4 tRNA genes are annotated in these 739 nt (G+C 47.1%); all 4 read left to right on the plus strand.

The features are described from left to right. The first annotated feature begins 21 nt into the window (after positions 1-21). The 4 genes from HG547_RS20620 to HG547_RS20635 all read left to right on the plus strand — a co-directional run bounded on the left by HG547_RS20620 (position 22) and on the right by HG547_RS20635 (position 593). A tRNA-Glu gene (locus HG547_RS20620) sits at positions 22-97 on the plus strand. Between the two features lie 107 nt (positions 98-204). After that, positions 205-280: transfer RNA gene (locus HG547_RS20625), tRNA-Ala, on the plus strand. Between the two features lie 63 nt (positions 281-343). Further along, positions 344-419 (plus strand) — tRNA-Glu (locus HG547_RS20630). Positions 420-517: 98 nt separating this feature from the next. After that, positions 518-593: transfer RNA gene (locus tag HG547_RS20635), tRNA-Glu, on the plus strand. Positions 594-739 lie beyond the last annotated feature (146 nt).

Here is a 739-nt window from a genome sequence, read left to right on the forward strand (position 1 = left end):
TTCAAATTAATATGTCCTTGTGTCCCCTTCGTCTAGAGGCCTAGGACACCGCCCTTTCACGGCGGTAACAGGGGTTCGAATCCCCTAGGGGATACCACTATGTTTTACGACATAGTGCTCCTACCAAATAGCTAACGAGTTGTCTGGTAAGAACAAATCTAAATTTCTGCGATATACTGAGTTTCAGTTTTGTCGAAAGAGTTTGGGGCTATAGCTCAGCTGGGAGAGCGCTTGCATGGCATGCAAGAGGTCGACGGTTCGATCCCGTCTAGCTCCACCAATTTCGCCATATTAAGCGAGAGCACTGTTAGTCATAATAGTTGTCAAATTAATATGTCCTTGTGTCCCCTTCGTCTAGAGGCCTAGGACACCGCCCTTTCACGGCGGTAACAGGGGTTCGAATCCCCTAGGGGATACCACTCTATCCCTAATAAGATAGAGTGCATCACAAATGACTAACGAGTTATTTGAGATAAATCGCAAGACCTCAGTTATGAGGAAAAACATAAGTCCTTGTGTCCCCTTCGTCTAGAGGCCTAGGACACCGCCCTTTCACGGCGGTAACAGGGGTTCGAATCCCCTAGGGGATACCACTCTATCCCTAATAAGATAGAGTGCATCACAAATGACTAACGAGTTATTTGAGATAAATCGCAAGACCTCAGTTATGAGGAAAAACATAAGTCCTTGTGTCCCCTTCGTCTAGAGGCCTAGGACACCGCCCTTTCACGGCGGTAAC

Origin of the sequence: Shewanella sp. DNRA4 (genome assembly GCF_012843185.1) — a bacterium.
Taxonomy (GTDB): domain Bacteria; phylum Pseudomonadota; class Gammaproteobacteria; order Enterobacterales; family Shewanellaceae; genus Shewanella; species Shewanella xiamenensis.